Source organism: Sulfuricurvum sp. RIFOXYD12_FULL_44_77, assembly GCF_001830725.1.
GTDB lineage: Bacteria > Campylobacterota > Campylobacteria > Campylobacterales > Sulfurimonadaceae > Sulfuricurvum > Sulfuricurvum kujiense_A.
In genome coordinates, this window is the sequence record NZ_MIBU01000116.1 from 1 (window position 1) to 7,758 (window position 7,758).

The following is a 7,758-nucleotide window of genomic DNA, read 5'->3' on the forward strand; positions in this document are numbered from 1 at the left end:
GTATGGACGTTTTCATTCAATGTTTTAACGGCGCGGCTGATGGTAGAGGTTGTTAAATAGGCTACAATCAATCCGATGAGGGTTGAAAACACCCCTAAGAAGAATGTTGTCGTTGCAGAAAAATTGGATTTATCCATCGTAATGGTTAAGTTATCGGAGGCCTCTTTGATTTGAGTCGCTTTTAGCTTATCGATATTTTCTGCTAATTTCCCGGTCATTTGATCGAATTGCCCCATTGCATCATTTCCCTCGGAAATACTGCGTCCATAGGCGCTCTTCATCTCTTTACCCGCTTCGAGCAAAGCGGCAGCATCTTTTTTGATAGCTTCTACACTGGATAACGCTTGGGTATTATGTTCTTCTTTGAACATTTTTTCAAACGAATCCATATCTTCTAAAAAAGCGGTATGTGCTTTGTTGGCTTCTTCAACCGATCCCTCTTCTTGGGTTAATGCCGCATCGGTCAAAAATTGTTGCATTTGGCATGATTGGTATTTTGCATCAGCCGCTTTAAACGCATACGGTACTGATTCAGTGGAGGTTTCCTCTACTAAAGTACTGATACTGTTACTATTAACTGTTCCTATGAGTGCATTGAGTGCTACTAGGAAAATGACTGTACCGATTCCATAACTGAGCTGTTGCTTTATTGTCACCTGTAGATCCATTTATTAAAATTAAAAATAATAATAACCAATTACAGGTCATATTAGACTTAAATAAAAGTATGTAGATGTTTTTATTTGTTATGCTTCCGATAACATCGTATCCATTAGTTCAAATAATTCGTGCGATGCTTTTTCCATTTCTTGGAAATTTTCAATAATTTTCTCTGCATGATCGATACATTGGTCTTGGTGTGCATGAACAAATTTCAAATTTTCATTTGCTTTTTGGTGGACTGTTTCATGCGGAGCTTTTAGTTGCGGATAACTGCGGGTATTTCCAAATCGGCGTTTCCCCTCGTTGTCATACCATTGTCCCATATGGCACTCGTGGGTATCCATCGTTTCGAGTTGTTGTTCGCAGGTCATAATAGTGTTGTAGGCACGAGATTTATAGAGAATATGTTCGATTTTTGCCAATACGACGAAGACGTTGTTCTCCATTTTATAGGAAGAATCAACGATGCGCGATGAACTTTCATTGAGTTTAATCAGGGTGTGCTCAAAATTATTGATTTTTGCACTGGAGGTGTCTACCACGGTGTTCATCTCTTCCGCACTGGTTTGAATCTCGCTCATATCCTGTTGCAATGAGTTGATCGAAACGGAGATCTCTCCGGTCGCTTTATGGGTTCGTTCGGCAAGTTTACGCACTTCATCGGCAACCACGGCAAACCCGCGTCCATGTTCTCCTGCCCGCGCTGCTTCGATAGCGGCATTTAGAGCTAAGAGATTGGTTTGATCGGCGATATCGGTGATGAACTCGATAATGGAGGTGATTTCGGCGGCACGGGTTGAAATATGGGAAATAGCATCGTTGTTGTTACTCACTTTTTCCGTTAACGTATTGAGTTCTGAAATGATTTCACCGATCGTTTGTCGGCTGTTGTCGGCAAGGGTGGCAGCATCTTTGGTGGCTGAGGTCACTTCTTTGAGGTTTTGAATGTTATTGTGCAAATCATGCTGGATAACGCCGAGACTCTCAGTCACTTGGACATTCAGGTGGCTTAACTGGGCATTCATAGCATCACGCCGTTTTTTTAACTCCTGATCTTTCATAACTTCAATACTTTCTCTCACTCGTCCTATCGCATCCACAAAAGCTCCGTGCATTCCGGTATCCATGATCGGACGAGAAAAATCACCGAGGGTGGCATTGGTGATCGAGGTGTTGATCTGAGAGATAAAGTTTTCAATCTGCTCAAGAAGCTGCTGGAGCGCATCGGCCATTATTCCCAGTTCCGTTCCGGGACTGGCGTCGATATGGGTATCGGAAAAATTACCTTCGGCCACTTTTTTAATCACGCGGGTGAAACTCTCTAGTGCTGTGATAATCGAGGATTGGATAAGGGATGCAAACGCAAAAATAACGATGGCTACCGTAATGCCGCAAATGAGGACAAAGAGTTTATAGAAAGTGATTTCGTTATGTAACTCGCTAGAGGCGGTTTCTAATGCCGTTTGTTTGATTTTGATAACTTGTAGAAAGTCATCGCGTGAAGCATCAGCATACGGAGTTAACTCTTTTTTGTATTGGGCGTAGATGTCGATGCTGTTTGATGTTATCGTATCGGCATCCAAAGATTTCATCATAGCGTAAGAGTTGTCTAGAAATTGAGTTGTACTTTTTTTCGCATGATCAATCAATGTTTTTGACTCTTGATCGGTTGAAGTTTCTTCCAACTTGGCAAAAGCGGTATTAATTTTTTCGATATGCTCCTTAAGTTTCCCCATATTTTTCTCGTAATTTCCCCCCAGCATAATATCTCGGCTGGTACGGCTGACATAATTGAGATCTTTTTCAATCTCTAGAGCGAGCAAGGCACCATGCGTTGAATTTTTTTGGAGCGTTTCGTATTGGGATTCAATACTGCTGAGGGCAAAGAAAACGAAAATAGAGGCACCGACAACCGAAAAAGTTGCGGCGATAACAAGATAGCGCATCCGCTGTCTGATACTGAGATGATGAAACATTGAAAAACCTTTATGAGAAGCAAATATATACCTATTTTAGCGGGTGTGCTAATGTGATAATATTATAATACTATTTTTTGGTTCTCTATTAGAATCTTGAGTTAAACGGTAGGGTTGATATTTAGCACTAGGGTAGTTGGAAATAGGATAAAATACTTTAAAGAATGGAAACAAGGGTAAAACAGTGTTAGCAAAACAGATAAAAACGGTACATTTGGATGGAGAAGATACAACACTCAAACGTGAAGAACTAAGCGCTTATTTCCATCAGAGCTTTGATCTGTTTGAGTCCCTTTTTGAACTGTTGAAGTCCGATGAGGTTTTTTATCGACAATCCGAACCGACGCGCCATCCGATGATTTTTTATTTCGGACATACGGCGATCTTTTACATTAATAAACTTGTCGCTTCCGGTGTGTTAAAAGAGCGAATCAACCCCCATTTTGAAGAGCTATTTGCCGTCGGAGTCGATGAGATGACGTGGGATGCGCAGAGTGATACTCTGAGATGGCCTAGCGTTGATGAGGTGCGTGAGTATCGACAAAAAGTTTGTCACCTTGTGGATGAGCTGATTATGTCGATGCCGATGAAGCTCCCCATCACCAAAGAAGATCCGTTTTGGGCGATATGGATGGGAATCGAGCATGAACGGATACATATTGAGACCTCCAGTGTCCTTCATCGTCAGATGCCCCTTGAATTTATCCGTCCTCACGCAGATTTTCCGATGTGTCCTGTTCACGGGGATGCTCCTGAAAACAGTATGGTCGATTTTAATGCCTCTGAGATTGAACTTGGTAAAGGCGACAACGATCACGGGTTGTATGGCTGGGACAATGAATACGGAAGTGCCACCTATTTTGTAGAGCCGTTTCAAGCTTCCAAATATTTGGTAAGCAATGGCGAATTTATGGATTTTGTTGCCGCAAACGGGTATGGAGTTAGCAGGTGGTGGGATGAAGAGGGGTTGAAATTTCTCAAAATTCGAAAGGCGACATGCCCGCCGTTTTGGGTACTTCAGAGTGATGGGAGTTATCGGTATCGTGCATTAGCTCAAGAGATACCGATGCCTTATAACTGGCCGGTAGAGGTTAATGCTCTCGAAGCGGAAGCCTTTTGTCGCTGGAAGAGTGCTCAAGAAGGGGAGACCTATCGTCTCCCTACCGAAGCGGAATGGTCTGTGATGGCACAAGAGGGCGGTATGAGTGAGGAGATATTTGACGATTCTCGCGCCAATATTAATCTCGCCCACTATGCCTCTTCGGTTCCCGTCGATACCTTCGCCCATGGCGAGGTGTACGATGTGGCAGGAAACGTATGGCAATGGACACAAACCCAAATGGACGCGTATGAGGGATTTGTGACCCATCCGTGGTATGCCGATTTTTCAGAGCCGACGTTTGACGGTAAGCATAACCTTATCAAAGGGGGATCGTGGATTTCGACCGGTAATGAGATCCTCTACCCCTCACGCTATGCGTTCCGTCGCCATTTTATCCAGCATGCCGGATTCCGATACGTCATCGGCGAGGGTGAAAACGAAACACTCAAATATGAGCGTATCGAGCAGATGTTTGCGAAATGGAAACAACGGTATGGATGAGTTCCGGTTTATTGACCGCAGTGCGACAAATGCCGAAAAATACACCCTTCGGCAAAAACTGTTTCATACCGAAGCGGTTATTCCTATGTGGGTAGCTGATATGGATATTGCGACTCCCGAATGTGTGATTCATGCAGTACAGGAGCGGTTGCGCCATCCGATTCTCGGATATGAGATTATGACCGATAGTGCTTACGCCGCACAGATAGGGTGGGTGAGGGAGCATCACGGATTTGAAATGGAGCGACAATGGCTCAGCTACTCCCCCTCGGTGGTAGCGTCGATCGGATGTGCCATCCGTGCATTCAGTGAAGAGGGAGATGAGGTGATCGTGATGGATCCCGTCTATCCTCCGTTTTATAGCATGGTAAAAGATAACAATCGTCAACTTATTCTCCATCCGCTGAAACAAGATAAAGAGGGGATATATCGCTTCGATATCGAGCGCCTATGTGCTCACATCACACCGAAAACCAAACTGTTATTACTCTGCTCGCCACATAACCCGATCGGACGCGTATGGAGCCGTGATGAGCTTTTAGCGTTGGGGGAATTATGTCTAAAGTACGGGATTCGGATTATCAGTGATGAGATCCATTCGGATCTTGTCTTTGCACTGCACACCCATATCCCTATCGCGTCACTCTCTGAGGCGCTTTTAAACAATACACTCACGTTGATTGGGCCAGGGAAAACCTTTAACATGGCGGGATTTTCGATCTCGAGTGTGTGCATTGCTGATGAAATCATGCGAAAACGGTATGAAGAAGAGGCTCACCGCATCCATTTCGGAGAGGGTGCGGTGTTGTCTCATGTGGCATTTGAAACCGCTTATCGTGAGGGGGGAGAATGGCATCAAAAACTATTAGAACATCTAAGGGTCAATGCCAGTCTCATCGAAGCGTGGGTGGCAGAACACCCTGTTATTCAGTTCCGACCTCCTGAAGCGACCTATTTGGCATGGCTGGATTGCAGTGCGCTTGGATTAGGAGATCGGGAGTTGCGAGAGTTTTTTGTTTCGAAAGCCGGATTGGGATTGAGCCCCGGACTTAGTTTCGGTAAAGAGGGGAGTGGGTTTATGCGGCTCAATTTTGCAGTACCGACATCAGTCCTTAGCGATGCGTTGGATCGGTTGGACAAGGCTTTAAATGATTGAAAAAATTGAGCGCTTTATTGGTGAGCATCATCTCCTCTCACTGGCAACAATAGGGGAGCGGTTATGGTGCTGTTCGATGTTTTACGCGTATGATCCAGAAACTATATCGTTTATCGTTGCTTCCGATGAGACGACGGAGCATATGAACAATATTTTGCAAAATCCTTATATTGCAGGGACGGTGGCATTGGAGACCAAAACGGTCGGGAAAATACAGGGGATACAGTTTAGCGGAGTGATGGCACAAGCGGAAACAAAAGGGTATGACCTATATTTCAAAGCATTTCCCTATGCACGGATTATGAACCCGACATTGTGGGAAATACGGCTCGATGAGGTCAAAATGACCGATAACACCTTGGGATTTGGGAAAAAGGTTACTTGGAAACGCTCTTTTTCGGAGTAAAGTAAGAACAAGGTGCCCCACTGGAACTTTGAACGACCATGGATGGGATCATTTTTGCTTTAAATCCGTATGCTTTGCATCCGTGAGGCTGATGGGCTTCCCATGTGACAAAATAGTAGGTGCATTTATGACAATTTATTTTTTCCATTAGAGGAATATTACCGTATAATTTCACAGATTAAAAAGGATAGATATGAATAAATTGCTCTGTATGGTAGAACTGCAACAGAAACTAAATGATGCAACCAACGGGTTAGGTTGGGAAAAAGGGTTAACGAAAGAGGGAAAATCGATCAATTGGCGTCGTTGTATCACTATGGAATCGGCCGAGATGATCGATTCGTTCGGATGGAAACACTGGAAAAGTATTGCACAGCCGACCGATTATGCCAATCTTCAAATCGAGATTGTCGATGTGTGGCATTTTGTGATGAGTTTACTTTTAGAGTTTACTCATAACAATGGAGCGGAAAGCATTGGAGAGTTGGCGGAACGGATGTCAAAGACTCCTGAATATCAACGATTAAATACGGCGACATCTCTTGAATTCGGCAGTGACCCGCTTTTAATGACTAAAATTGAAAACGTTATGCGTCTTTCCCTTATCCCTGTCTCTGCGGAGATGGTCGGTGCCTTGATCGAGGAGTTTTTTGAACTGGCCTATTTGGGAGCGTTAAATACGACGGAACTTTACCGTTTGTATGTCGGTAAAAATATCCTCAATCAGTTTCGCCAAGATCACGGCTACAAAGAGGGAAGCTACATTAAGCTTTGGAACGGTTTGGAAGATAATGTTGTGATGAAACGCGCTTGGGAAACCAATCCCGATATGACCCCTGAAGAGTTGTACGACGCACTTAAAGCCGCTTATCCGGCGTAAAGTTAGGCAGAATATATCTCTTTGTATTCGCCCTTCCACCGTTTGTGGCACCAAAACCAGAGTTTCGGATGCGCTCGAATGAGACGCTCCAGTGCATCGATCTGTTTTTCAGTGGCTGCTACAATCGCCTCTTCGTTTACCCCCTCCACATCGATAGGATCTTCAAAGGCAACGGTGTAATTTTTTTCATCTTCGCTTGTAATGTAGACACCCACAATCGGAACATTAAATTTACCGGACAACTGCGCTGCGGTAGAGGAGTGATAAGCCGGATAACCGAAAAAATCGGCTGTTACCCCATATCGTGCATTGCTCCCTTGATCAATCATGATTAAAACCGATCCGTTGTTTTTGAGGGTTTTCGCCATATGTTTAAGAGCACCTTTTTTTTCGGCCAGTACCATTCGATGATTGGATCTCGCTTCCAATAAATAGGAGTCGAATTCGCTACGGTTAAACCCTTTATAGATGGATGCAATAGGGGTAATGAGGGAGGAGAGGGCTGCTCCTCCGAGTTCCCAGTTCCCAAAATGGGCGGAGACAAAAACAATCCCGCTCCCTTGAGCCAAAATAGCATCCACTTTTTCACGATTTTTAAACGTTACCTGCTTGGCGATATTTTCTGCCGAATTTCGTCTGTTTTCCATTGTCTGGAGGAGATTGAGGGCTAAATTGCGATAGCAATAGCTTTCAATTTCTCTCTTTTCATCGTGAGAGAGTTCATTTTTAAAAGCAAAAGAGAGATTTTGTTGAATGATACGGTTACGTTGTGACGCGATTTTATGTGCTAATGCAGCGAGTGACGTAAAGAGCCCTTTGCGCCAAGGGTAAGGGAGTGACATTAAAAAAGCGTCCAGAATTAAAAAGAGGCGAAATAAAATCATACTAAAAGTTCCTTGGCTTTTTGAAGTATCACGGAAGGGTCAATCTCCCGAATTGAAAAATCGTTTCGGTTAATTTTTAAAATATTGACGGATGAGGGGGATTTTATTCCAAGATTGCTAACGGTTGGGAAAATCATCCGCTCATTCGTGGGGCCGAAAAGGGTGATGGAAGGGCGGTTCATCGCCCACC

At 44.0% G+C, this 7,758-nt stretch carries 7 protein-coding genes and 1 pseudogene; 4 read left to right on the forward strand and 4 right to left on the reverse strand.

The features are described from left to right. Together A2517_RS04925 and A2517_RS04930 are read right to left on the reverse strand one after the other, a co-directional pair. A partial coding sequence (locus tag A2517_RS04925; RefSeq protein WP_294894723.1) for a hypothetical protein occupies positions 1-656 on the reverse strand: 656 nt, incomplete at its 3' end. Between the two features lie 90 nt (positions 657-746). After that, complete coding sequence (locus tag A2517_RS04930; protein WP_294894725.1) at positions 747-2,639, reverse strand: methyl-accepting chemotaxis protein; 1,893 nt, start codon at positions 2,637-2,639, stop codon at positions 747-749. 184 nt (positions 2,640-2,823) lie between these two features. Here A2517_RS04930 and ovoA point away from each other — a divergent pair, with 184 nt between their 5' ends. The 4 genes from ovoA (at position 2,824) to A2517_RS04950 (ending at position 6,684) form a co-directional block, all read left to right on the forward strand. Continuing rightward, the gene (ovoA, locus tag A2517_RS04935; protein ID WP_294894727.1) at positions 2,824-4,242 is read left to right on the forward strand and encodes a 5-histidylcysteine sulfoxide synthase; all 1,419 of its coding nucleotides are present in this window, start codon (positions 2,824-2,826) and stop codon (positions 4,240-4,242) included. Further along, positions 4,235-5,398: a pyridoxal phosphate-dependent aminotransferase gene (locus A2517_RS04940; protein ID WP_294894729.1), complete on the forward strand. Its 1,164-nt coding sequence runs from the start codon at positions 4,235-4,237 to the stop codon at positions 5,396-5,398. The genes ovoA and A2517_RS04940 overlap by 8 nt, the downstream gene beginning before the upstream one ends. Continuing rightward, a complete protein-coding gene (locus A2517_RS04945) occupies positions 5,391-5,804 on the forward strand; it encodes a pyridoxamine 5'-phosphate oxidase family protein (protein ID WP_294894731.1) in 414 nt (137 codons plus the stop codon). Before A2517_RS04940 ends, A2517_RS04945 begins: the two co-directional genes overlap by 8 nt. A 193-nt stretch (positions 5,805-5,997) precedes the next feature. Continuing rightward, complete coding sequence (locus A2517_RS04950) at positions 5,998-6,684, forward strand: dUTP diphosphatase (protein ID WP_294894733.1); 687 nt, start codon at positions 5,998-6,000, stop codon at positions 6,682-6,684. A 2-nt stretch (positions 6,685-6,686) separates the two neighbouring features. Here the strand turns inward: A2517_RS04950 and A2517_RS04955 are convergent, their stop codons facing one another. Both A2517_RS04955 and A2517_RS04960 read right to left on the reverse strand, forming a co-directional pair. Continuing rightward, positions 6,687-7,568 (reverse strand): lipid A biosynthesis lauroyl acyltransferase, encoded by an 882-nt coding sequence (locus tag A2517_RS04955; protein ID WP_294894734.1) that lies wholly within the window; start codon positions 7,566-7,568, stop codon positions 6,687-6,689. Beyond that, positions 7,565-7,758, reverse strand: a pseudogene (locus A2517_RS04960) (lipopolysaccharide heptosyltransferase I); the annotation flags it as partial. The pseudogene A2517_RS04960 and the gene A2517_RS04955, both read right to left, overlap by 4 nt.